Below are 23,813 nucleotides of genomic sequence, written 5' to 3'. Positions count from 1 at the left end.
TGTAACGTTATCTAGGCACGCTAGCGTGTCGGGCCGCAACGGTTGTCGGCGTGTCATGCCAAGCTGAAACGTGCTCCTTCTCGACGTGGCCACTACCTCACTTGACGTGGGCGCCACCTCGTCGCGGCTGAGCAAGGTCGAACGCATCGCCGACCTGCTTCGCCGCGCCGCACCCGACCCCGAGCTGGTGGCGATCCTCGTGGCGTGGCTTTCCGGGGAACTGCCACAGCGACACATCGGCGTCGGCTGGGCGTCGTTGCGGTCGCTACCGCCGCCAGCGGGGCATGCGACGCTGACCGTCACGGGTGTCGACGCCGCTTTCTCCGAGATCGGCGCCACCTCGGGCAGCGGCTCGCAGGCACGCCGCGCACAGCTGGTCTCCGAGTTGTTCTCGGCGGCAACCGAATCCGAGCAGACCTTCCTTTTCAGGCTGCTCAGCGGTGAGCTGCGCCAGGGTGCGCTGACCGGGATCATGACCGACGCCGTCGCCAAAGCGGCCGCAATCCGCGCCAGCGCAGTGCAGCGCGCCGCCATGCTGGGCGGTGATCTGCCGGCGGTCGCCGCAGCGGGCCTGACCGGCGGGGCGGCGGCGCTGGACGCCTTCACGCTACGGGTGGGCCGGCCGGTGGGCCCGATGCTGGCGCAGACCGCGACCGGTGTGACCGACGCACTCGAACGTCACTACGGCACAACGATATTCGAGGCAAAGCTGGACGGCGCCCGAGTACAGATTCACCGTGCCGGCGACCACGTCACCGTCTACACCCGAAGCCTCGACGACGTCACCGCCCGGCTGCCGGAGGTCGTGGAGGCAACCCTCGCGCTGCCGGTGCACGAGCTGATCGCCGACGGTGAGGCGATCGCGTGGCGACCCGACCACCGTCCGCATCGCTTCCAGGTCACCGCGTCCCGGTTCGGCCGGTCGGTCGATGTAGCGGCCGCCCGTGCAACGCAGCCGCTTTCGGTATTTTTCTTCGACATCTTGCATCGTGACGGCGACGACCTGCTCGACGCGCCGACCACCGAGCGGCTGGCCGTCCTGGACGCCGTCGTACCCGTCAGACACCGGGTGGACCGGCTGATCACGTCCGACGCGGCGGCCGCGGCTGCCTTTCTGGACGCGACATTGGCAGCCGGTCATGAAGGCGTGATGGCCAAGGCGCCAGGAGCGCCGTACCAGGCCGGGCGTCGCGGCGCGGGATGGCTCAAGGTCAAGCCGGTGCACACGCTGGATCTGGTGGTGCTCGGCGTGGAGTGGGGTTCGGGCCGCCGTCGCGGGAAGCTGTCCAACATTCACCTGGGCGCTCGGGACCCGGCCAGCGGTAAGTACGTCATGGTGGGCAAGACCTTCAAGGGGATGACCGACGCCATGCTGGACTGGCAGACCGCCCGGTTCACCGGGCTAGCCATCGGAGGCACGGACGGATATGTCGTCCAGCTGCGCCCCGAGCAAGTGGTCGAGGTGGCGGTGGACGGGGTGCAGGGGTCGTCGCGTTATCCAGGCGGAGTCGCGTTGCGGTTTGCCCGCGTGCTGCGTTATCGAGACGACAAGAGCCCGGACGAAGCCGACACCATCGACACCGTGCGCGCACTGTATTGAGCTAGCCGCGATTGTGAATCATGCGACGAGACACGCCCGCAATGCCCAGAATGGTCGTTGGTCAGATTCACACTCGGCGGCATGCGGCGCCAACAGCCGCCTGATGTTAGGTCCACGAGTCGGTGCCCACCGCTGACGAAGCAGTACCAGTCATCCACTGCCGGGGATAACGGTTAGCAACGAGATCCGCTTCGGCCGCGGCGGCCTCTTCCGGCGTCGGCAGATTCAGGGACGTCTTCAATCTGTGCAGCATGTCGTCATAGTCCTTGTCCCCGCGGCCCATTTCGCCCACGCTGTGGAGTATGCGTAGGTATAGGGCGGAGCGGGCTTTTTGCATGGCCACCTGAGCTAAGGTCATAATCTCGTCGCTCAGTCCTGACTCGGTCATCCGTGCCGCTCGTCGGGACACCGTAACCCGATCGATTCTGCCGTCCAAGAGCGCCGACACCGACACGGACTTGTCAGGATTGGTAACCGTAAACCGTTGGAGCTCGACTCCTTCCGTCGGAGATGATGCGGTGTTGCGGTTGAGGATACCGGCATTCGGCGCTACCGGCACATTTCCACCAGTGCCGAGAGGCCCTGTGCGCCTGGGCCGTCCGAACAGATCCAGCGTGGATGATTCGTCATCGAAGTCGTTCCCGGGCTGGTTGACCATAGTGTTCCTTTCCGCACGTAGGTAGGTAAACAAGCCACGTTCAGCTGCCGGGACGCCCCCGTTCCAACCTCAGGCAATTAAGCTGCGAGCGCGCCGGAAGAACCAATATTCGCGAAATTGGTTGAACGGTCATGGGTCTTCGAGTTTCTGTCCTTCGCATGTTGGTCAGGAACGAAACCTGAACTTCTCGATAAGATCCGCCCAATCGCTGTCAGTGTCACGGTAAGCGTGGGCGGCAATCCGCAAGTTCGTCGCCACGTCCGTGGTGAGTTTCTCCAGGCCCATGCCCGTAAAGCTGCGGATCGTCACAAGCTTTGCCAACGTGATGTTGAACGTGGAGGTAAGCGAGCCATGGGTAGTGGAGACAGCTTCGCTGATCCCATCGACCGATTGGGTCGCGGCCTTGATATCTATCGCCAGATTGTCTTGACTGCCCGCTAGCAGCTGCAAATAGTCTGGACTGACGCCAAGGGAGTGCAACATCGCCGGCTAACCCTCCACGTTGAACATCGCCGCGGCGACTAGTTCTGTCTCACTACGCATTTCGCCATCGTCAACCAGCAGCCCGGGCCGATTCTGCTCATCGTCGCCACCCTCATTGACGGGTGCCCGCCCGACAGCGCCGGTGCCGCCGGCCGCGCCCTTGTCGCTGCCGGCGTTCTTGGCGGATTGGCCCAGCGGACCAGCGGGCATGTCGCCTTGGCGCGCCGCCGAGCTTTCCTCGGCACTGAATTGTTCCCGCGGTGCCTCGTTGCCGGACCGGCCGAGATCGTTGGCGGGGCTCGCGGCGTCCAATCGCGACATTTTGCCAATGCTCGAAGCCATCGGCGTCATTGTGGGAGAGCCAGCCGCGCCGACGGAATGCGTTACATCGGATACGGCTGTCGAGCCGATCCCGGTGACCGAATTGGATAAACTGGCCCCGTCCGATATGGGTGCCGTGCCTGCGATATGCGCGATTCTGGCAAGGCTGCCCAAACCCGATATTCCGGTCATGGTCGCCATTTCTGTCAAGCTGGGCAGGACAGGAATACGAGACAATTCGTCCGCCAACACATCGACAACACATTTCAGGCCATGTATCGCATCGGCGATCGCGTGCTTTAACTCGTCTACCACAGCCAAGGTAACGCGCTGCAAAACTTGCTCGACAGCGAAGATGATGCGATTCAACTCCGACAAGATCGCGGCCACCAAGTACTCCAGGTCGGCCAGCCAGTCCTTCACTATGTCGATGGGCAACTCCGACAACAACACGGCGATCTTCGCAAGCTCATCTACCAGCGCAATCGTATTTTCCATCGTGGTAAGTGTTAATTGGGCGAGTGCGGTCTCAACACTCGTCATCGCACTGTCGCAAACCGAAATTTGGAAAGTTCTCGAGATGATGGGGCCGATAAGAGGTATATCCCAAAGGTCCCTGGCAGTAGGTTTTTGCTTGTCGAGGTGATGTATCTGGTGCTCCAGTGAATCACGCGCCTTGATGACTGCCTGGGCCTCATCGGTAATGAGGGTTCCAGTGATATAGTCCACGTCCGCCATGATTTGTTCGCACGCTTGCAGGAACAGGTTTTTCTGGATGTATTTATCAGCAGCGGTGCCGGTCCAATTATCGCCGGGCTCGGAGTTCGATTGCTGATGCGCAATGCTGCGAAATCGAGACGAACTACTGTCAAATATCGCGCCAGATATTGGAATGCCCTCCCCTAAGAGGAGATCCATTGCCTCGATGACGTCTATGGTGTTATCGATAATTGCGGTTTTCGACATTCTTACCCTCTCAACAGTGCTGCATCATTACGATGCAAATGCCCTCTTCCTCGGAAAACCGCCGGACGGCGACGTCCGGCGCCGATTCAATTTCACGCCTGCATGACTTCGAGGTGGCATACGAGTGAATTTCTGATTCGCCGCTGCGGGCGCGGCGGTACCGGCGCAGCACCCTCCAGTCGGGACATGTCCGTTCTGAAGATGCGTCCGCGCCGCTGCAGGCACCGACAGCTGCCAAGCAATTTCGGCAGGTCATCGCTACAACACCCAGTGGCGTCGGGTCTGCCGCCACGCGATTGCATAAAGTCAATCCTAGTTGACAATATGGCGGTCCGCGAGTTGTGTGTAGCGGCGAAAGTCCAGTTTTCCCTATCTGCCCTATGCGCTTTGAACAAAAGCGAGCGCACAGGTTAACGGAAAGCGTGCGGATGGGTCTTGGTCGTGGCGCTACTTGCTGAGTTTCTCAAGGCCTGGCTGCCGGCCAGCGGAGCGGCCATACAGCTGACCGCTCGACTTGTGGCCGAGCATGCGGAGGCTGCGCCGCTCATTAGCCTAGAGCGGTGGCCGCCCGGGCGGCTGACCCGGTGTCAGTGGTGACCGCGGCCGGGTTCCGCGTTCAGCGACCGATTCGGCAGGCGCCCAATCTATTTCGTCGGCGCCGCGACGCCCAGCACCGGGTTGTCCAACGAAATCTCGTCAACCCCACGAACATCGTGAGGGAGCTGCGCCCGTCGCCTTCGTCGCCGACACCGAATGACGCTCAGATAGCGCACCTCCGTATTCTTCCGGGATGGATCTCGGCCAAACGGGGTTCAGCGAGCACCCGACGAAGTACCGTCACCCACCGGTCTGGTAGTCGCCCATGCGGGCAGCAGCGCGCTGCCGATGCCTCGCTGCCACCAGCGTGACGCCAGCGCGATCAGCAGAATCCAGGCCCGCTCACCGTCGGTCCGGGCGACGGCCGTACCGACCACCTCGTCACCAACCTCGGCGACGACCGCGGGCTGGCCCGCCCGAGCGGCCGCCATCACCTCGGCGACAGTGAAAACCGGTTCCGGCGATCCCGGAGTGCGACTTTGGTCCCACACCTGGATTGCCTGGTCCAGGTCGTCGTCGTCATAGTCACGCAATCGCCATAACGGCATCACCCACCGGTATGCCTATTGCCGGGCTGCGCACAGCACCGTGGTAATGCAAGGATCACCGGGAACACCCGAGCATGCACCATTGAGGGAGGGCCGGTGGCCGGCGACGTCAGCTACATCCACACCGACGCCGACCTGCCGCCCGTCGCCGTCGTCGACCGCTCCCCGATCACCCTGAAGCACAAGGTCTTCCTCGCCGTCGTCGCCGTGATCGGTGCGGTCGCCTGGGCGATCCTCGCGTTGGTCCGCGGTGAAACGGTCAACGCCGTATGGCTGGTGGTTGCCGCGGGCTGCACCTACGTCATCGCGTTCCGGTTCTATGCCCGGTTGATCGAGGCCAGGATCGTCGCGCCGCGAGATGATCACGCCACCCCCGCCGAGCTCCTGCACGACGGTATGGATTACGTGCCGACCGATCGGCGGGTACTGTTCGGCCACCATTTCGCCGCCATCGCCGGGGCCGGGCCGCTGGTCGGTCCCGTGCTGGCCGCCCAGATGGGCTATCTGCCCGGCACGCTGTGGATTGTGCTGGGCGCGGTGTTCGGCGGCTGCGTGCACGACTATCTGGTGTTGTGGATCTCCACTCGGCGCCGAGGCCGTTCCCTCGGGCAGATGGTTCGCGACGAGCTCGGCCCTACCGCCGGTGCAGCCGCCCTGATCGGGGTTCCGGCCATCATCGTCATGGTCATCGCGGTGCTGGCGCTGGTGGTGGTGCGTGCTCTCGCGCAAAGCCCGTGGGGGGTGTTCTCGATTGCCATGACCATCCCCATCGCCCTGTTCATGGGCTGCTACCTACGGTTCCTGCGGCCGGGGCGGGTGATGGAAGTGTCGGTGATCGGGGTGGTGTTATTGCTGCTCGCCGTGGTCTGCGGCAATTGGGTAGCCGAAACATCCTGGGGTGCAAAGTGGTTCAGCCTATCGCCGGTCACGCTGTCGTGGCTGCTGATCGGCTACGGCTTCGCGGCGTCGGTGTTGCCGGTGTGGTTGCTGCTCGCGCCGCGCGATTACCTGTCGACGTTCATGAAGGTGGGCACCATCGCACTGCTCGCCATCGGGGTGTTGGTGGTGCGGCCGGTCATGATGGCTCCGGCCGTGTCGCGGTTCGCCGGCGCCGGCGACGGGCCGGTGTTCGCGGGTTCGGTGTTCCCCTTCTTGTTCGTCACCATCGCTTGCGGCGCACTGTCCGGATTCCACGCGCTGATCTCGTCGGGAACGACGCCGAAAATGCTGGAGAAGGAAGGTCAGATGCGACTGATCGGCTACGGCGGCATGATCACCGAGTCGTTCGTGGCGGTCATCGCGCTGCTGACGGCGTCGATCCTGGACCAGCATCTGTACTTCGCGCTCAACGCCCCGGCGGCGCAAACCGGCGGCACCGCGGCTAGCGCCGCCCAGTACGTCAACGGGCTCGGCTTGCGCGGGAACCCGGCTACCGCGGAACAGATCAGTCAGGCCGCCGCCAGCGTGGGCGAGCGCTCGATCGTCTCACGCACCGGCGGGGCGCCGACGCTGGCCTTCGGCATGTCCGAGATGTTGCACCGGGTGTTCGGCGGCATGGACCTCAAGGCCTTCTGGTACCACTTCGCGATCATGTTCGAGGCGCTGTTCATCCTGACCACCCTCGATGCCGGCACCCGCGCCGCGCGTTTCCTGGTCTCCGACGCGCTGAGCAACCTCGGCGGGCCGCTGCGCAAACTGCAGAATCCCGGCTGGCGCCCGGGCGTCTGGGCGTGCAGCCTGGCAATGGTCGCCGCCTGGGGCAGCATCCTGCTGCTCGGCGTCACCGATCCGCTCGGTGGCATCAACACACTGTTCCCGCTCTACGGCATCGCCAACCAGCTGCTGGCGGCGATCTCGCTGACCGTGATCACGGTCGTGGTCATCAAGAAGGGCCACCTGAAGTGGGCCTGGATACCCGGGGTGCCGTTGCTGTGGGATCTGGCCGTCACGCTGACGGCGTCGTGGCAGAAGGTGTTTTCCGCCGACCCGGCGGTCGGCTACTGGACTCAGCACTACCAGTATCTGGCGGCCCGAAACGCCGGCAAGACGGCGTTCGGTTCGGCGGCCAATGCCGACCAGCTCGACGACGTGATCAGAAACACCTTCATCCAAGGCACCCTGTCGATCGTCTTCGCGACGGTCGTCATGGTGGTGTTTGTCACCGGGGTTGTCGTGGCGTTCAAGACAATTCGTGGATCTGGCCGGCCGTTGGCCGAAGATGAGCCGGTGCCCTCGAAGCTGTTCGCGCCCGCCGGCCTCATTCCGACGGCCGCGGAACGCGAGCTACAACGAAGATGGAACGAGCTGCCCGGGTCTGCCACGAAACCCCTTGGCGCTCGGAAGCATTGACCTCAGACCGGATCGAACCCGGAGATCAGCCAGCGTCCGTCGACCTTGTCCAACGTCACCCGGACGCTGGATGCGGTGTAGGTGGGCGCTTCGGTGCCCACAATCGTCGTCTGGTTGACGAACAGCAGCACCACCCCGTGGTTCGGCTGGGCCGACACCGCCGCCGCGGCCGGTACGGTGGCAACCGCCGAAATCTGTTTCCGCTTGGCGCCGGGGATGACCACGTCGCGGGTCAGCGACGTGTATTCGTCTTTGAAGCGGCCGGTCAGCCGGTCACGTGCGGCACCGAGGTCGCGCTCGGCCGTGTCGGGCCGGTAGGACAGCAACTCGACCGTCGCTGCCCGCGCCGCCTGGATCACCTCGATGCGGCCGGTGCTGTCCGGCGCGGACGAGCATTGCCACTTCAGGAAACCGGCCAGCAGCGCGAGCGCCAACGCCAGGCCCGGCAGCACACCGTAGGCCAGCAGCCGCGGCCACCCCATTCGGCGGTGCGCATCGGCGGCGTCGGTGGTGGTCGCGGTGCCGGATTCGGCGGTTGCCGGCGGTGGCGTACTCACGGCACGAATTCCACGTTGGAGACCTTGGCCTGCGCGCCCACCCGCCGCACCCACAGCCGCATCCGCCATGCTCGCGATTCCTCTTGGGCCGCATAGATGTTCGACGTTTTCACGGTCACGGCAACCAGCACCTGCGCCTGGTCGCCGGACTGCGATTCCAGCGCCGCTTCCGTCACCGTGCCGACCGATTTCGACTGGGTCCGCACCACGACGTCGATGTACGGCTGCGATCGCTTGGCGAAGTTGTCGTAGAGCTGGCCCATTGCCCCATCCAGGATGCGTTGCACGTCGGCGTTGGCCTGGCGGAAGTCAATGGTGGTGAGGTTCAGCGCCCCCTGGCGACCGGCCTGCAGAAAGAGCCTGCTCTGCTGCTCGGTCTGCTGCTCGGTCTGCTGCGACTGATGGACGCGGTATCCCAGGAAGGCGACCAGCCCGGCCAACCCAAGCACCACCACCAGCATGGCCAGCACCGCCGGCCGAGCGGTGCCCAGACCGCTGGGCGGCGCCTCGGCCGACTCGCTCAATTCGGGGGCAGCAACATCGACTGCCATGTGCGCTCCTTCCCGCCGGCCGCAGCCAGATCGGATCGGGTGTAGACCTGCCCGTCCGGGCCGACGTAGGTACCGGTAGCCGGGTCGTATTCTGCGGCAGCTATCGGAAACGGTGGTGGGGCCGGTGCCGGGGCGCTCGGCGCGGGCGGTGCGCCGGGTGGTGGGGCCGGTGCCGGGGCGCCCGGCGCGGGCGGTGCGGCGGGGGGCAGTTGCGGAACGGGCTGGCCCGACAGTGTGGCGTTCGGGTCGCCCTTCCAGTTGTAGCCGTCGTTGAGCGGAACATAGCTCTCATCGCTCTCACACATCGCGACCGTCGGGGCGCGTTTGCCGGGGTGGCCGACGCACGGCGTATTGCGAACGCCGCGGACGTTGTTCGGCGAGTCCTGCGGCACCCGGCAGTACAGGTCGCCGGCGGGGCGGTCGGGGTAGTCCTCCCAAGACGGCACTCGGCGCTGCTGGGCCGGCAGGTAGCCGGTGGTGCACGGCGGCGGCAGGTTGAGTCGCATGTTGAAGCTGAGGAAGACGCCCTTGTAGCCCTGCTTGGTGTTGCGGTTGGGCACGCCGATCGCCTGAATGGTGGCCACCGCCTGGGGCAGCAGCACCAGCAACTGCTCGATGGCGGGGTGATAGCTGACCGCAACCTGACCGACGCCGATCAGATTGGACAGCAGCACCGGCAGTGTCGGATTGACCCGGTCGAACAATTGCCGGACTTCCGCGGCGGCCGGGCCCGCTTGTTGCAGCACGGTCCGGACGGCGGTGTCGTTGCGCTGCAGCCCCCGGCTGAGGTCGGCCAGACGCGCGGCCCACTGTTGTACCGCATCCGGCGAGTCGGCCTGCGCATCCAGCACCGGCTTGGACTGGTCGATCAGGGTGAGTAACGGACCCAGGTTCCTACGCGCTTCGATGGACAGCGAACCGGCTCCGGTGACCAGCCGGGCAATATCCGGCCCGAGGCCCCCCACCGCGGTATAGGCCTCGTCGACCGTCGTCTTCAGGCTGTCGCGCGGGATCGACTCCATGCCCCGGTTCACCGTATCCAGCAACGTGTCCAGATCCGGCGGCACCGAAACGCGTTCGGCCGGAATGACATCCCCGTCCTTGAGCGGTGGGGACTCCCGGCGCGGCAGCAACGTGACATACTGCTCACCCACCGCCGACTGGCTGTGCACCTGGGCGTCGACATCGGAGGGGATGTCGACACCCGAGTTGAGCGAGAGCACCGCCGCGACGCCGGTATCGGTGAGCCGCACGCTTTCGACCCTGCCGACTTCGGTTCCGCGGTAGGTGACGTTGCCGCTGGGGTACAGGCCGGCCGCTTGCGGCAACTGCACGGTGACCCGGTAGCGCCCGATACCGAACATCGCCGGCAGCTGGATGTAGTTGAAGATCATCACCGCTCCACCGACTAGCGCGACAATCACGAAGATAGCCAGTTGGACCAGGATTCGTCTCGACAACGGCGGCATGTCAACGCCCCTGATCCCAATGGTACGGAGCGACAAGCGGATTGCCGGCGGTGTAGGGACTCGGCATCTGGCCGATGGTGCGGCCCCACTGCAGCTCCAGCTCGGTCAGGTTGCCCTCCCACCGGGTGCCGGTGAGGAACGAGGCGTCGAGCCGGCTCAGCGTCAAGTCGATGATGGCCGTCAGGTTGGCGTAGTCCCCGCGGGCCCAGTTGCTGATGGTGTCCTTGGGAAACGGGTAGGTGGTGAGCAAGCTCAGCGAACGGGTCAGGGCCGGACCCGCATTGGCCAGCGATTCCACCACCGGCCCAAGGTCTTTCAGCTGCCTGACCAAGGCGTCCTTGGTCTGGTTGGCGGAGTCGGCGGCCAGCGCACTGAACTTGGCGAATTGATCGAGCGCATCAACCAGCTGCTGCCGTTCGTCCGCGAGCGTCCGAAGCGCGTCCGGGATGGTCCGCAGCGCGCGGTCCACCACCGGCTTCTCGTTCGCCAACTGTCCGACCACGTTGTTCAGGCTTTCGGCCGCGGCGATGATGTCGCCGGTCTGGTCACCGACGAGGCCGACATACCGGTCCACCTGTTCGATCAGGCTGCGCAGGTCGGCGGCCCGTCCGGCGAGCGCGACGCTCAATGCTTCGGTGATGTCCTGAATCTGGCCGATACCACCACCATTGAGCAGCAGCGAGACTGCGGCCAGGGTCTGCTCGGTCGAAGGGTAGCTGCCGGCCGACGACAGCGGGATCAGTGATCCCTGCGTCAACTTGCCCCGCGGCGCGACGTCGGTGGGCGGGGCCAGTTCGATGTGCAGCGAACCGAGCAGGCTGGTTTGGCCGAGGGTGGCGGTCGCGTTGGCCGGCAGCTCGACGTCGCCGTCGAGCCGGATGGTCAGCAGCGCATGCCAGCCCTGTCGCTCGATCTTGGTGACGTTGCCCACCGTGACGTCGCCGACCTGTACGCGGGAGTTCTGCTCTAGGGTGCCCACGTCCGGCAATTGCGCCTGAATGGTGAACGCGCCCGGGCCGCGGCCCGCTGTCCCCGGCAACGGGATCGAGTTGAGGCCTCGCCAACCGCAGCCGGCCAGGCCGATCACCGCCAGCACCGTCAGCAGCCACACCCTGCTGTGACGCCACACCGCACCCATCAGGAGCCTCCTTCGAAGGGCAGCAACAAGCCGCGCAGCCCGGCGGCGGGATCGGCCGGATGCACCTCGGCCGGCAACGATGGAATATCGACGGCCGCAGTGGAATTGGAAGGCGGGGGAACGTAGTCCGGCCGCATCCAGTCCTCGCTGTAGGTGACCTCGTTGGGCCGCGCCACCGCACCGACGATCAAGTTCTCCCCCAACGGAGGGAAGTTGTATTGCCGATTCTTGATGATCGGCGCCAGATATTGGACGCACAGCTTCGCCGACTGTTCGTAACCCAGCCGCGACGCCGCTTGGATCGCCCCGCACAAGAAGGCAATCGGGTTCGCGAAGTTGTTGAGCGCCGGCGCTCCGCTGAGCGTGCCCTGCGCCGGCTGGTAGATGTTCATGAAGTTCTGCAACTCGGTCGGGGCGATGTGCAGTGCCTGCTTGATGTCGTCGAGGCTGTCGTTCAGCGCCGTGGACACCGACGCCAGCTTGTCCGACGTTTCGCCCAGCGTCTCCCGGTTTTCGGCCACGAAGCCGCGGACGTCGCCGACGATGTCGGCCAGCCCCGCGACCGCGCTGGCAACCTCATCGGGGTCGTTGGTCAGCAGCCCGGTCACTGTGGCCAGATTCTGGTTCAGCTGACGCATCAGGTCGGTGCTGCTTTGCAGCGCCGACACGAGAATCGACAGGTTCTTCACGGTGCTGAAGATATCGTTGCTGTGGTCGCCGAGCGCCGAAACCGCCTGGGACAGTTTGACGATCGTGTCCCTGATGGTCGGTCCCTGGCCCCGCAGGTTGTCGGCGGCGGTGTTCAGCAACGCTCCCATCGCGCTCACCCCGCCGGGCTGGCTCGGTTGCAGCATCTGGGTGAGCTTTGCCAGGTCCTGACGGAGGTCGTCCCACTCCACCGGGACGGCGGTGCGCTCCGGCGGGATCACCGCGTGGTCGGGCAGTTGCGGCCCGCCGGTGTAGGCCGGTGTCAGCTGAATAACGCGCGCCGTGACCAGCGATGGGGACAGGATCACCGCCTTGGCATCGGCGGGCACTTGGTATTTGGCGTCGTAGGAGAAAGTGATCTTGACCCGCTCGGGTTGCGGCTCGATCTTGTCGATCTTGCCGACAGGCACCCCGAGGATGCGCACTTCGTCGCCGACGAAAATGCCGTTGCTGTTCTTGAAGTAGGCGACCACCGTTGTTTTGCGGGTCGCGGCGGCGCCCTGCCATACCACCACCACCCCGGCGATGAAGGTGAGCACAAGCATGGCGGCCACACCGATGCGGGCATTGCGGCGGTTCACAGCGCGGTTCATCATTGGCCCGCTTGCTGACCGGGTTTCGCCGGCCGGGACGGTTCGCCGGGCGCGGGAACGTACACCGGCGGCCGTGTCGGCGGCGGCGGCGGGGTCGTCTCTCCGGGGCCAGCGCCGGCGGTCCCGGCGGCGGCCCGCCCGGCGGCGGCCCCGGCGGCGGCTCGCGGTACGGATAGCGGGGATCGCCGGGATTGCCGGTGATCGCGTCCGGAAGGTTCAGCCGCGGCTCGCCGCCCTGACCGGTGCGCGGGAACGGCACCGGCAGCGCGGGTGTGCCCGGCTGACCGAGCTGCGGATCGCTGAGCTGCGACGGCAGCAGCACATTGGGATCCAGACCGAGATCGGAGAAAGCGGCGTCGACGAACGGCTGGATGAACTGACCGGGAATCAGGTTGGTGATGTAGAAGTTGAACCACGGGCCGGTGGACATCGACTCACCCAGTGACAGCGCGTAGTCGTTGAACTTCTTGATTGCCAGCTGGATTCGTTGTTTGCGGTTGTCGACGATCGTCAGGACCCGGTCGAGCTTGTCCAGGATCGGGTTGAGGGTCTGCCGGTGATCGGCGATAAAGCCCTTGATTTGCCGGCTTATCGCCGAGATGTTGCCGGAGATCGCATCCAGCGCGCGGCTTTGGCTTTCCAGCTGCGCAAGCAGGGCGTTGCTGTCAGCGACCAGCCGGGCGATCTGCTCGCTGCGCTCCGACAACACGGTCGTGGCTTTGTTGGCGTTGGACAACAGATTTCGTAGTTGAGCGTCACGCTCGTTGAGCGTCTGGGAGAACCGCGCCACACCGGCCAGCGCGATTCTCAGATCGGGCGCGGTACCGGAGAAGGTGTCCGCCAGCACGGCCAATGATTCCGACAGCTTGTCGGTGTCCAGCCCGCTGATGGTGGCGCCGAGATCGCCGAGCGCGTCGGGCAGCTGGTAAGGCGACGTCGTGCGTTCGAGGGGAATCGGCCCGGTCAGCCTGCCCTCGCCGCGGGGTGTGATTTCCAGGATCCTGGCGCCCAGCACGCTTTTCGTCTTGATTGCGGCCTCGGTGCGGTCGCCGAGCCGGATATGTTTGTCGACCTCGAAGCGGACCAGCACTTTAGGTCCGTCCAGCGCGATGCTGTTGACCTTGCCCGCCTTGAGGCCCGAAACCTGCACCGTGGTGCCGGTCTGCAGGCCGCCCGCCTCGGCGAAGTAGGCCGAATAGTCCCTGCCGGCCTTGACGAACGGCAGCCTGCTGTAGGTCAGTGCGGCCAGCACCGCCGCAGCCACCACCACCAGGCCGACCACGCCGACGACGAGGGGATTGCGTTCCGAGAACGATTTCATCGCGGCGTGCACCTTCCCGAGGGCTGGCCGATCATCTTGACGTAAATCGGTTGGCCGCCTTTGCCGTTCAGCTTCAAGAGCAGGTCGCACATGTAGAAGCTGAAGAAGTCGCCGTAGAGGCCTTGCCGATTCAGCATCTGGTAGGCGTCCGGCAGCGTGTTGAGCAGATCGTCGAAATAGTCGCGGTCGGCAAGTATGACGTCCGCTATCCGCTCCGACTGGTGGATGATGTCGGCCAGCGGCGCGCGGCCCTGCGCGAGCAGGTCGGCGATCGATCCGGCGGCCGCGTTGGCGTAGGCGATGCCGGTGCTGATCTCCTGCTTGTTGTCGGCCAGGGTGGACAGCAATTGGGACATTGAATCGACCGCCTTGGCGAATTGCGAACTTTGGTCACCCAGTGAGCCCAGCACGGTGTTCAGGTTGACGATGACCTGCCCGATCAGCTGACCGCGGTCCGCCAGCGTGTTGGTCAGCGCCGCCGTTCGCGCCAGGAACGAACTGATCGTCGCGCCCTCACCCTGGAATGCCTTGATCAGTTCGGTCGACAAGGCGTTGATCTGATCGGGATCCAGCGCGTGGAACAACGGCCGGAAGCCGCCGATCAGCGCGTCCAAGTCCAGCGCCGGCGATGTCTGCGCCAGCGGAATCGTGTCACCGGGCCGCAGTTGTCTGCTGCCGCCGCTCCCTTCCTCGAGCGCCAGATAGCGGCCGCCGATCAGGTTCTGGTAGCGGATGACCGCTTTGGTGCCCTCGGTCAGGACCACGGAGTTGTCTGTGCCGAACTCGACCATCGCGGTTCCGTCGTCCCGGATCGAGATGCGTTTGACCTGGCCGACTTCCACGCCGGCGATGCGGACGAAGTTGCCGCTCTCCAGTCCCGACACGTTGCTGAAGTGTGCCCGGTACGGCTTTTCGTCCCCGAAGCGCAGGTCGGCGAAGATCGCCAACATCGCGATCAGCCCCAGCGTGCACACGACCATGAAGATCGCCAGCCGCCAGATGGCACCGCCCAGGTTGTCTCTCATCGCGTTGGCTTCTCCTTCGGCGTCACGGCGACGGTGTCGCTTCTCGAGGGAGCGGCGGGGCCGGTGTCGGCTGCAGCTGTGCCGGCGCCGGGACGACGAACGGCTCGGATCCCGGTGGCGGGGGCCCTGGTTCGCGTGGGGCGCCGGGCGGCGGCGCCGGCGGCAGGCCCGGGTACAGCGGGGCGCCGTCCGGTGCGTACTGCGGAGCGCCGTAGGGCGGCGCACCCGGGTACGGGATGGGGCCGGGGGCCGGCCCGCCCGGATAGCGGACGCTGGGCGGTTCGGGCTGTCCCCGGGTGACCGGGAGGTAGTCGGCGTATCCCGGGAAAGCGATTCCGGGGTTGGGCCGGATATCGAGCCCCGTTCCCCAGCCGGTGTTGGTAATCAGTTGGCGCAGCGGCCAGTTGGCGGCGACGTCGGGTAGCGATCCGCAGCCCGGCTTACCGCCCGGCCCGCCTTTGGCGCCGACGATCGGAAGGTTCTGCGGAAAGCGGTATTGGTCGGCGCCGAACAACGGAGTGCTGTCGATGATCAGTGAATAGCCATTGGCGCCGCCGGTGGCATCCAGATAGCCGGTGTCGAGGGCGATCTTGGCGCCGACCAACATGCACGTCAGTGCCCCGTGGTATTTCGTCAGCAGGCTGGTGGTCGGGTCGAGCAGGTTCACGGCGGTGACCAGTCTGTCCTTGTTCGCGCCCAGCAGCGCAATACCGCTGCGCGACAGGCCGATCATCTCCGCGAGCAGCGCGTCCAGCGCCGGTGCTTCGCCGGCAATGGTGGCGCTGGTGACGCTGGCCGCGTCGAGTACCTTCAGGATGTCTTGCGCCGCAGCACCATAGGTGTCGCTGAGACGCGTGACCGCCTGCATGTCCGTCCGGACCGTTTCGGCGCGCGGATTGATCGCGAGCAGCACCTGGTTGGCGTCGGTGATGCTCTGGCCGACCGTCGCACCGTGCCCGCGCAGACCTTCGGCCAGCGCGGACAGCACCCCCTGCAGCTTCGCCGGGTCGATCTGGTTGAGCACCTTGACCAGGTTGGCGAACATCGTGTTGACCTCGGTGCCTACATTCTCGGCCCGAAGCACCGTCCCGGCGGCCAGACGCTGCGGGCTGGGATGGCGCGGGTAAACCAGGTCGACGTATTTCGCGCTGAACAAGGTGGTGGCCCGGATCCGGGCCCCCACGTTGGCCGGGATGTATCTGATCTGCTCCGGCTGGATGGCCAACTTCAAGGTCACGTGGTCCTTCCCGGCGGTGATCTCGCTGACCCGGCCCACCTGCACTCCGCGCAGCTTGACCTTGCCGCCGCGATCCATCACCAAGCCGGCCCGGTCGGACAGCACCGTTACCGCGATCGATGACTTGAACGACCCGGAGAACAGCGTTGCGGTCAGCACGATGGTGCCGATGACGGCGATCACCAGCACGAACGTCCACCGCCCGGGATGCGTTCGCTGCGAACGTGATTCCGACATGGTCGCGGCTCCTCTGGCTAACCGGCTAGCCCGACAGGTTGAAATGGCCGGACTGGCCGTGCACGGATAGCGAGATCGCCAGCACGATCAGCGTCAACACGATGAGCGAGGTGCGCACCGAGTGGCCGACCGCCGCGCCCACTCCGGCGGGCCCGCCCTTGGCGGTGTACCCGTAATGGGTGTGCACCAGCATGATGGCGATGGCCGCGGCGATCACCGTGAGGAACGACCAGAGCAGGTCCGTCGAATTGAGAAAGGTACGGAAGTAATGGTCGTAGACGCCGGTGGACTGACCGTAGACCCCGGTCGTGCCGAACCGGGCGGCCTGGAAAGCGCATACCACCGCTATGCAGTACAGCGGGATGACCACGACGACACCGGCCACCACCCTGGTGGAGACCAGGTAGGCCACCGACCGGACGGCCATCACCTCGAGCGCGTCGATCTCTTCGGCGATGCGCATTGCGCCCAGCTGCGCGGTGGCACCGGCGCCGATGGTGGCCGCTAAACCGACACCGGCGACCGCCGGTGAGATGATGCGCACGTTGACATAGGCGGAGATAAAGCCGGTCATGGCCTCCACTCCGATGCCGGACAGCTGGTTGTAGCCCTGCACGGCGATGACGGCGCCGGTGGACAAGGTCAGGAAGCCGACGATCACCACCGTGCCGCCGATCACCGCCAGCGCGCCGGTGCCCAGGCTCATCTGGGCGATCAGTCGCAGGATTTCCTTGCCGTAACGACCGAACGCCGTTCGCATTTCGGCGATCGTCCTGGCGTAGAAAGCCACCTGGATGCCGACGCGATTCCAGCCGGCCACCAAGCCGCTCGCCCGGCCGCCGATCCAGGCGAGCCGCTCGGCCGGCGGGTTGGCGCTCATTGCGGGCCTACGTAGAAGACGGCCGTCGCGACGATGTTGATCACGAACAACGCGATGAAGGAGTAGACCACCGTCTCGTTGACGGCATTGCCGACACCCTGCGGGCCGCCGCCCACGGAAATGCCTTTGTAGCAGGCGATCAGGGCGGCGGCCATGCCGAACAGCGCGCCCTTGACCAGACCCAGGATCAGCTCGGGAAGGTGGGTGATCAGGGTCAGACCCGCCGCGAAAGCACCCGGTGTGACGTGCTGGACGAACACCGAGAACGCGAACGAGCCGGCGAGGCCGACCAGGGTCACCAGCGACACCAACGACACCGCGACGACGGTGGCGGCCAGCACGCGGGGCGCCGCCAGCCGGCGAATCGGGTCGACGCCCATCACCCGCAATGCGTCCAGTTCGTCGTGAATGGTCCGGGCGCCCAAGTCGGCGCACATCGCGGTGGCTCCGGTGCCGGCGACGACGAGCACCGTCACGATCGGCCCGATCTGGGTGACCGAGGCGGTGGCTGCGCCGGTGCCGGAGAAGTCGGCGGCGCCGAACTCCACCAACAGGATGTTGAGGGTGAACACCACCAGCACGGTGAACGGAATTGCCAGCAACAGCGTCGGAATGATGGAAACCCGTGCCACGAACCAGCTTTGCAGCAGAAACTCCCGCCACGGGAAAGGCCATTTGAACATCGCCACCAAGGTGTCCAGCGACATGGCGAAGAATTCCCCGACGGAACGCAGCGGCTTGATGACGGTGTCGGATGAAACCATCAGCGCGGCTTCCCTTTCCTGTTGCACGCTAGTGCGCTCGAGTGTGTTGCCGAGTTCTTGCAGGGACTATTGTCGCAACCTCGTACTTCGAGGAAGAGCCGTTTGTCAGAAGTGTCTAGACGAAGGTCCTCTGCAGCTTGAGTACCGGACATCCTCACGAACCTGCCGGTGGAACGTATCCGCCGGCCGATTGCCGCAATTGCCAGATCTGGGCCGGGCACAGTTCGCCGACCGCCTGGCTGATCAGATAGGACGCCTGGTACTCGTCGGAGGTGTCGAAGTCGCTTTTGACCTCGGTGATGATCTGTGGGTAGCGCTCGCCGGCCCGCACCTTCTCACAGATGCCATTCCCATATGCGAGCGCGGTCGCGGCGTCGGGAAAGTTGTAGCCCGGCCGCACCGTCACATTGACCAGGTAGGCCACCGCGTCGGCGTGTGCAGCGGGTGCGCCGGTGCACATCACCCCGGACAGTGTCAGGCTGAGCCCCGTGGCGAGGAATGCTCGGCCGGCGCGCCGTATACGGCGACCACCACGCTGCGGTCCAGGCTGTTCTCCGACCACACGCCCATCTGCGTATAGGCGCAGTTCTGCATGATCGCCAGGTAGGCGGGGTTGTAATACCACTGGTTGATCACCTCGATGCCGCTGATCGCCAGGGCCGGGTTGATAGCCACCGTCTCGGCGACGCTGCCGCGATAGCCCGCGGCGATCGCGCGGTCCTGCACGGTCGAGCCGTCGGAGCCGAGGTCACCGTCGAGGGCGCGGTTGTTGAGCACGTCGACGGTGTGCCATTGCGCCGCGAGTTGCAGCTGCAGGTTGATCCGCACATCGTTGGTGCAGCCGGCGTTGTGCTGCACGGTGTAGACATTCGCGACGACACCGTCGTTGAGCCGCTTGTTGTCCGCGTTCGCGGGCGGCGTTGCGGCAAGCACTGCGGCCGCGGGCAGAGCCGCCAGGACGCAAGCCCGCGACCGGATGCGTTGTCGGCCGCGCGCACTATCGCAGTCACTCGTGCGGTTCGGCGATCCACTTGCGCGCTTCGTCGACACCGGCGTTCGAGAATGCGCGGTACTCGCCGGGCCACAGAAAGCCGAAGAACTGGCTGAATTTCGCCACATGCGCCATCCATTCCACGTCGGTGACCAAGGCGGCGCGTTCCCAGTCGAAGAAGTGGCCGAAACCGAACTTCGAATCCTCCCAGACCGCACCGGGATCGAATTTCTGGAAATCAGGCGGTATTTCACAATAGATCCGCACCTTCTTGTGGCGGGCGAGTCTGTCTTCGAAATCGGGTATGAGTATGGCGTCGTAATCGGACTTCGTAACGTGCCCGTGGAACGCGAACGCGGCAACGTTGTCGGGGAAGCCCTCCAGGCGCTCGATCACCATGCCTCCTCGCGTTTGTCCACCCGATGCAATTGCGCTGCGGCCATCGTCTCCTCGCCGGGCGCGCTTGGCGTAGAGGCCAAAGTCACCGAATCACCCGACCCGACGGCACGCCGGACAACGCGGGTAGTGCCGGACTGCCTGGTATCAGGCCTAAAATTGGGTGCGATGAGAGTCGGTATCGACTTCGGCACCACCCACACCGTCGCCGCGGTCGTCGACAGAGGCAACTATCCCGTCGTTTCGTTCGACGGGGTAGAGGCTTGGCCATCACTCATCGCGGCGAACGCGGCCGGAGAGATCCGGTTCGGGCTGGACGCCGCCGCCGTGCGCCGCGAGCCGGGATGGTCGGTACTGCGCTCGTTCAAACGTCTGCTCAACGACGCCGGACCGCACACCGAGGTGAACCTGGCCGGCCGCGATTACCCGCTGGCCGAGTTGCTCACCGGCTATCTGGCGCGGTTCAAAGACGATCTTCGGCATCGCTCCAATGCCGGCCTCGGGCCGGGCGAGCCGATTGAGGCCGCGATCAGTGTGCCGGCCAATGCGTCCAGCGCCCAACGCTTTATGACGCTGGACGCCTTTCTCGCGGCGGGCTTTCACGTCGTCGCAATGCTGAACGAACCGTCTGCGGCCAGTCTCGAGTATGCCCACCGGTACCGCTCCACCATCACCGCCAAACGCGAATACGTCCTGATCTACGACCTCGGCGGCGGCACCTTCGACGCCTCGCTGCTGAAAATGACGGGCCAGGTCAACGAGGTCGTCGTCAGCGAGGGCATCCAGCGTCTGGGTGGCGACGATTTCGACGAGGCGATAGTGAAGCTCGTCGTGTCCGGGGCCAAGCTGCCGCCGGTCGCCGCGGCATCCGACCCGCTGCGGGAGGAATGCGCCGCCCGCAAGGAGGCCATCGGGGCGCAGACCCGCCGCTTCCTGGTGGACCTGACGGTGGTCGACGGGACCGACCGGCCACCGTTCGCTTGCGGCATCGACGATGTGTACTCGGCCTGCGCGCCGCTCGTGGACAAGACCATCGACGTGCTCTCGCGGGTGCTGCGCGACCCGGCGGCAGCCGGAAGCGGCGTCGCCTGGTCCGAGGTAGCAGGCATCTACCTGGTGGGCGGGGCCGGCGGCTTTCCGCTCATCGTGCGGATGCTGCGCACCGCCTTCGGGGAGAAACGCGTCAAACGCTCGCCGCACCCGTTTGCCGCAACCGCTATCGGGCTGGCGGTATTTCTCGACACGAAAGCGAATTTCCAGTTGTCCGAACACTTTTCGCGGCATTTCGGAGTTTTCCGCGAGGCGCAGGCCGGCGCCGGCGTGGTATTCGACCCGATCGTGCTCAAGGACGCCGCGCTTCCCGCCGACGGGCATTCGCCGCTGATCATCAGGCGAACCTATCGGGCGGCCCACAACATCGGACATTTCCGGTTCGTGGAGTGCAGCCGCCTGGTCGACGGCCGTCCCGACGGGGACGTGACCCCCTACGATCCCGTCTACTTCCCCTTCGACCCTGCCCTGCATGACCGCCACGACCTTGGGCGGCAGCCCGTCGGCCGGTGCAACGACGGTCCCGATGTCGAGGAGCGCTACGTCGTCGCCCCCGGCGGCGCGGTGGAAGTGACCCTGACGACGCAGCCCACCGGCTTCAAGCGCACCTTCCGGCTGGAACGACGCGCACCCGCTGCGAGCTGAGCACGGCCATGGAGCTGTACGACGTCATGCGCACGACGTTCGCGGCGCGCCAGTTCACCGACGACCCGCTGCCCGACGAGGTGTTGTCGCGCATCTTCGACAACGCCCGGTTCGCCCCCAGCGGCGGCAACCGGCAAGGCGCCCACATCACCGTGGTGCGCGACGCCGACGTCCGTCGTCGCCTGGCCGAGCTGGGCATCCCGGCCGCCCGCCGCTACCTCGCGCAGTTGACGGCCGGTGAAAATCCTTGGAATTCAATTCATCCCAGCAGTGTGCCGCAGGAGGTTGTCGACAGCACCGAAGTTCCGGACGCATTCGTTGCTTCGGTTACGAAAGCGCCTGTGGTACTGGTGGTTTCCGTTGACCTGGAGGTGGTCGCGGCGCTGGATCGGGACCTGGACCGGGTCGGCATCGCCGCCGGCGCGTCGGTGTATCCGTTGGTGTGGAACATCCTGCTGGCCGCTCGAAACGAGGGCTACGGCGGCACCATCACCACCATGGCGATCGCCGGGGAGGAGCAGGTTCGTGCATTGCTGGACATTCCGGGCAATCACGCGGTCGCCGCGATCGTGCCGCTCGGCAGGCCCACCCGCCAGCTGACGAAGCTGCGCCGCCGGCCGGTTGCGGAGTTCGTCACCCGGGAGCGCTTCGGCGGCCCGGCATTCCACGGCTAAGCCGCGACTTGGTGAGGGCGTCGCGCTGACCGCGACACTGCGGACACGTTCACGACTCGCCGAGCGCGGTCGCGGTGGCTGCAGTCTCGATGAACCACTGTGGTCCCAGCGCTGAGCTGTGCGGATGCCAAGCTCCGCTGCGAGTTCTGGCGAGCCTTCGGCGTCGTCGCAATGGCCTCATTCGATGGCGTCGCGATAGATGTCCAAGAGCCGGAACCTGGTCGCGTCGAGATACTGTCCGAGCACGGCAATGACACGCTTTTGCAGCTCGTACCCGAGTTCGTGATCCTCTTCGCATTTCTGGCGCAGGCACTTGCCGTCGAAACCGATCGCCCGCGTCATTTCGGCCGCGCGCGCATCGAAGCGCCAGTGGTAGGGCGGCACCAACCACGACCATCCGAGGATGTCGCCGTCGCCGAGCGTCTGCACGACCAGGCTGCCGTGGCCGGGAGAAGAGGTTTCGAGCGCGATCTTTCCGGCCCGAATGAGATAGAACTGATCAGCCTGCTCACCTTCACGGCAGATCAACTCGCCGGCATTGAAGCGCACATTCGCCGCGCACCCGACAGCCAACTGCAGGTGGCGAGGATCCATCCCGCTGAAGAACCGGTGCCCGGCCAGCACGCGTTCGAGCGTCTGCACTGTAAATTCCTTTCGTAGTTGCCGATTCAGGCCACGAGGCCGGCGGCTTCCTCCAGTTGCGTCAGCGCGGGCTCGATGGCGTCGGCGAGTTCGTCGATATCGTCGGCGACCTCCGGGGTGGTGACGAAACCGAAATCGATGGACCCGCGGTAGCTGAAGCAGGTGACGTTCAGGCCCACCTCCATGGTCAGGGGGCCGATCGGTATCAGGCTTTCCACCACCGCACCGGCCAGGTAGATCGGGAAGTCGGGCCCGGGGACGTTGGAGACGACGAGGTTTATCGGGGCGACGCGGCCGCCGAGATGGCTGGCGGTGTAGGCCCGGACGGCCAGGGCCAGCAGGCCCGGCGGCGTCGTATCGGTCAGGCCCATGATCTGGTGGGCCGTAAGCGCCTTAGCCATCTCCTTGGCGCCCCGGGAATTTCGGTAGATGGTGTTCAGCCGCTCCGCGACATCGGCGACGTTGGTGGCCAGACTCATCGTCATCGACGCGATCTGGTTGGCGGACTGCGAGTCATCGCGGTGGGTCGAGACCGGGATCTGGGCGATCAACGGCCGCTCCGGCAGCTCCCCACGATCCTCGAGATAGCCGCGCAGGGCACCCGAAACCATCGCCATCACAACATCGTTCAGCTTCACACCGCAGGCCTGCTTGACGGCCCTGACCCGCTGCAGCGGCACCCGGGTGAATGCGACCCGCCGCTCGGGCGTGAGGTCGGCGTTGAACCGGGTGGTCGGCGCCTGGAAGAAATGCGGCGGCTTGTTGGCCAGTCGCCGCACGGCCAGTTGCTGAACCAGCGTCTGCTGCAGGATCCGCGCCAACCGGTAGGGGGTCGCGACGGTGACGTTGAACATGGCGCCCAGTGCGCGCCGCTCGAAACGCGGCATGCCGGCCGCCGGCGACTCCTGGACCCCGACGGCCGGTGGCCGCGGTTCCGGCGTGACGTCCAGCATGATCTCACTCAGGCCGGCGCCCGACACCCCGTCGATGAGGGCGTGATGGATTTTGGTAAGGGTCGCGGCACGACCGCCCTCGAGACCCTCGATGAACCACATTTCCCACAGGGGTCTGCTGCGCTCCAGCGGATAGGACATCAGGCGGCCGACAAGCTCCTCCAGCTCGCGGCGTCCGCCCGGCGAGGGCACCGCAACGCGCCGGATGTGGTAGTCGATGTCGAGCTTGGTGTCCTCGACCCACCATGGACGGTCCAAGCCAAGGGGCGCGCCGGCGACCCGGCACCGCAGCAACGGCAGCTCCGGAAGACGGGCAGCCATGAGGTCTTTGACCACATCGAAACTGAAGCTGGGCGCCTCGGCGGGATCACAGATCGCCAGACCGCCGATGTGCATTGGGCAGGTATGGGTCTCGGCGAACCAGAACGCCGCGTCCAGAGCGGACAACCGCCTCACGACG

20 protein-coding genes and 3 pseudogenes are annotated in these 23,813 nt (G+C 65.6%); 4 read left to right on the top strand and 19 right to left on the bottom strand.

Annotated elements, in window-relative coordinates; translation table 11 throughout:
- Positions 1-70: 70 nt before the first annotated feature.
- Positions 71-1,600 carry an ATP-dependent DNA ligase gene (locus tag MKAN_RS22025; RefSeq protein WP_023372085.1) on the top strand — a complete coding sequence of 510 codons (1,530 nt, stop codon included), beginning with the start codon at positions 71-73 and terminating at the stop codon, positions 1,598-1,600.
- A 106-nt stretch (positions 1,601-1,706) separates the two neighbouring features.
- On the opposite strand, the gene MKAN_RS30755 is transcribed toward MKAN_RS22025, so the two are convergent.
- The 4 genes and pseudogenes from MKAN_RS30755 to MKAN_RS22005 form a co-directional block, all read right to left on the bottom strand.
- Entirely contained in the window at positions 1,707-2,258 is a 552-nt protein-coding gene (locus tag MKAN_RS30755) for a hypothetical protein (protein ID WP_023372084.1), read from the bottom strand.
- 165 nt (positions 2,259-2,423) lie between these two features.
- Positions 2,424-2,741 (bottom strand): ESX-1 secretion-associated protein, encoded by a 318-nt coding sequence (locus MKAN_RS22015; protein WP_023372083.1) that lies wholly within the window; start codon positions 2,739-2,741, stop codon positions 2,424-2,426.
- Between the two features lie 6 nt (positions 2,742-2,747).
- A complete protein-coding gene (locus MKAN_RS22010; protein ID WP_023372082.1) occupies positions 2,748-4,028 on the bottom strand; it encodes an EspA/EspE family type VII secretion system effector in 1,281 nt (426 codons plus the stop codon).
- Positions 4,029-4,897: 869 nt separating this feature from the next.
- Positions 4,898-5,173: pseudogene (locus MKAN_RS22005) on the bottom strand (GNAT family N-acetyltransferase); the annotation flags it as partial.
- Between the two features lie 81 nt (positions 5,174-5,254).
- Here MKAN_RS22005 and MKAN_RS22000 point away from each other — a divergent pair.
- Positions 5,255-7,522 (top strand): carbon starvation CstA family protein, encoded by a 2,268-nt coding sequence (locus tag MKAN_RS22000; RefSeq protein WP_036391870.1) that lies wholly within the window; start codon positions 5,255-5,257, stop codon positions 7,520-7,522.
- Positions 7,523-7,524: 2 nt separating this feature from the next.
- On the opposite strand, the gene MKAN_RS21995 is transcribed toward MKAN_RS22000, so the two are convergent.
- The 13 genes and pseudogenes from MKAN_RS21995 to MKAN_RS21925 all read right to left on the bottom strand — a co-directional run bounded on the left by MKAN_RS21995 (position 7,525) and on the right by MKAN_RS21925 (position 19,389).
- Positions 7,525-8,079, bottom strand: a complete 555-nt coding sequence (locus MKAN_RS21995; protein ID WP_023372079.1) for a hypothetical protein — start codon at positions 8,077-8,079, stop codon at positions 7,525-7,527.
- A complete protein-coding gene (locus tag MKAN_RS21990; RefSeq protein ID WP_036391249.1) occupies positions 8,076-8,630 on the bottom strand; it encodes a hypothetical protein in 555 nt (184 codons plus the stop codon). The genes MKAN_RS21995 and MKAN_RS21990 overlap by 4 nt, the downstream gene beginning before the upstream one ends.
- Positions 8,600-10,099, bottom strand: coding sequence for an MCE family protein (locus MKAN_RS21985; protein ID WP_023372077.1), 1,500 nt, complete (start codon positions 10,097-10,099; stop codon positions 8,600-8,602). Before MKAN_RS21985 ends, MKAN_RS21990 begins: the two co-directional genes overlap by 31 nt.
- Position 10,100: 1 nt before the next feature.
- On the bottom strand, positions 10,101-11,237 hold the full coding sequence (locus MKAN_RS21980; protein ID WP_023372076.1) for a virulence factor Mce family protein: 1,137 nt from the start codon (positions 11,235-11,237) through the stop codon (positions 10,101-10,103).
- Complete coding sequence (locus MKAN_RS21975) at positions 11,237-12,538, bottom strand: virulence factor Mce family protein (protein WP_080674127.1); 1,302 nt, start codon at positions 12,536-12,538, stop codon at positions 11,237-11,239. The genes MKAN_RS21980 and MKAN_RS21975 overlap by 1 nt, the downstream gene beginning before the upstream one ends.
- Positions 12,538-13,859: pseudogene (locus MKAN_RS29960) on the bottom strand (MCE family protein). Before MKAN_RS29960 ends, MKAN_RS21975 begins: the two are co-directional and overlap by 1 nt.
- The gene (locus MKAN_RS21955) at positions 13,856-14,884 is read right to left on the bottom strand and encodes a virulence factor Mce family protein (protein ID WP_023372070.1); all 1,029 of its coding nucleotides are present in this window, start codon (positions 14,882-14,884) and stop codon (positions 13,856-13,858) included. Before MKAN_RS21955 ends, MKAN_RS29960 begins: the two are co-directional and overlap by 4 nt.
- Before the next feature lie 22 nt (positions 14,885-14,906).
- Positions 14,907-16,358 carry an MCE family protein gene (locus MKAN_RS21950; RefSeq protein ID WP_023372069.1) on the bottom strand — a complete coding sequence of 484 codons (1,452 nt, stop codon included), beginning with the start codon at positions 16,356-16,358 and terminating at the stop codon, positions 14,907-14,909.
- Positions 16,359-16,383: 25 nt separating this feature from the next.
- A complete protein-coding gene (locus tag MKAN_RS21945) occupies positions 16,384-17,238 on the bottom strand; it encodes an ABC transporter permease (RefSeq protein WP_023372068.1) in 855 nt (284 codons plus the stop codon).
- The gene (locus MKAN_RS21940; protein ID WP_023372067.1) at positions 17,235-18,002 is read right to left on the bottom strand and encodes an MlaE family ABC transporter permease; all 768 of its coding nucleotides are present in this window, start codon (positions 18,000-18,002) and stop codon (positions 17,235-17,237) included. The genes MKAN_RS21945 and MKAN_RS21940 overlap by 4 nt, the downstream gene beginning before the upstream one ends.
- A 154-nt stretch (positions 18,003-18,156) precedes the next feature.
- On the bottom strand, positions 18,157-18,462 hold the full coding sequence (locus MKAN_RS21935; RefSeq protein ID WP_023372066.1) for a DUF732 domain-containing protein: 306 nt from the start codon (positions 18,460-18,462) through the stop codon (positions 18,157-18,159).
- A 17-nt stretch (positions 18,463-18,479) separates the two neighbouring features.
- Positions 18,480-18,980: pseudogene (locus tag MKAN_RS21930) on the bottom strand (CAP domain-containing protein); the annotation flags it as partial.
- 28 nt (positions 18,981-19,008) lie between these two features.
- Positions 19,009-19,389: a SpoIIAA family protein gene (locus tag MKAN_RS21925; protein WP_036391859.1), complete on the bottom strand. Its 381-nt coding sequence runs from the start codon at positions 19,387-19,389 to the stop codon at positions 19,009-19,011.
- 168 nt (positions 19,390-19,557) lie between these two features.
- Here MKAN_RS21925 and MKAN_RS21920 point away from each other — a divergent pair, with 168 nt between their 5' ends.
- The gene (locus MKAN_RS21920; RefSeq protein WP_023372063.1) at positions 19,558-21,084 is read left to right on the top strand and encodes an Hsp70 family protein; all 1,527 of its coding nucleotides are present in this window, start codon (positions 19,558-19,560) and stop codon (positions 21,082-21,084) included.
- Positions 21,085-21,092: 8 nt separating this feature from the next.
- A complete protein-coding gene (locus MKAN_RS21915; protein WP_023372062.1) occupies positions 21,093-21,758 on the top strand; it encodes a nitroreductase family protein in 666 nt (221 codons plus the stop codon).
- A 177-nt stretch (positions 21,759-21,935) separates the two neighbouring features.
- On the opposite strand, the gene MKAN_RS21910 is transcribed toward MKAN_RS21915, so the two are convergent.
- Together MKAN_RS21910 and MKAN_RS21905 are read right to left on the bottom strand one after the other, a co-directional pair.
- On the bottom strand, positions 21,936-22,400 hold the full coding sequence (locus MKAN_RS21910) for a cyclic nucleotide-binding domain-containing protein (protein ID WP_023372061.1): 465 nt from the start codon (positions 22,398-22,400) through the stop codon (positions 21,936-21,938).
- Between the two features lie 26 nt (positions 22,401-22,426).
- Positions 22,427-23,809 carry a WS/DGAT/MGAT family O-acyltransferase gene (locus MKAN_RS21905; protein WP_023372060.1) on the bottom strand — a complete coding sequence of 461 codons (1,383 nt, stop codon included), beginning with the start codon at positions 23,807-23,809 and terminating at the stop codon, positions 22,427-22,429.
- Positions 23,810-23,813: the final 4 nt, after the last annotated feature.

The sequence above is a fragment of the Mycobacterium kansasii ATCC 12478 genome, from assembly GCF_000157895.3.
GTDB classification, from domain to species: domain Bacteria; phylum Actinomycetota; class Actinomycetes; order Mycobacteriales; family Mycobacteriaceae; genus Mycobacterium; species Mycobacterium kansasii.
The sequence above is the reverse complement of the archived record's forward strand: the minus strand, read 5'-3'. Positions and strand labels throughout refer to the sequence as shown.